This window comes from Ochrobactrum sp. SFR4, assembly GCF_019730395.1.
Taxonomy (GTDB): domain Bacteria; phylum Pseudomonadota; class Alphaproteobacteria; order Rhizobiales; family Rhizobiaceae; genus Pseudochrobactrum.
Genome location: NZ_JAAPBB010000147.1, coordinates 1 through 505, shown reverse-complemented (window position 1 = coordinate 505; position 505 = coordinate 1). Strand labels below are relative to the sequence as shown.

General features: G+C 56.4%; 1 protein-coding gene. It reads left to right on the top strand.

The genetic code is table 11. The annotated features are described in order from the left end of the window. Positions 1-363, top strand: a 363-nt coding sequence (locus HBA93_RS18280) for a hypothetical protein (RefSeq protein ID WP_221724247.1), incomplete at its 5' end; no start/stop codon positions are given. Between the last annotated feature and the right edge of the window lie 142 nt (positions 364-505).

Genomic DNA, 505 nt, shown 5'->3' with positions numbered 1-505 from the left:
CAAACGGCGTCGGTTCTGACTGCGACAGTGGCATATCAGACTGCCGCTTTCGCACAATCGGGCGGACTTGGTGATGTTTTGACCAATGTACGCAATGATACACTTGGTCCGGCAGGTGATTTTCTTGGCGCTGCCGCATTTATCATCGGCGTGATTTTTGCGCTTCTGGCGATCAACAAGCTCGTCCAGAACCAAAGAAACCCGCATGACCCCTCAACCCGTCCTGCAACTGCCATCTGGTATGGCGTTGCTGCGGCGCTTTTCATCGCCGTGCCGGAATTTCTCGGCATGGGCGTGACGACCTTCTTTGGTTCAGGCGCTGAAACCACGTCTGTTGACGGCACATTGCGGTCGATCAACTAATGGCTGCGGGGATCGGAATTCTGGACTCGCTGGCCGCCGTTATCGGCCGGTCAGCGCTGCGGAAGTCGCTGGATGGCTATTGCCGTCTGGTGACGACCGAAGGCGATAACGTTTTGGTCGCAGACGATGGATCGTTGGTGAC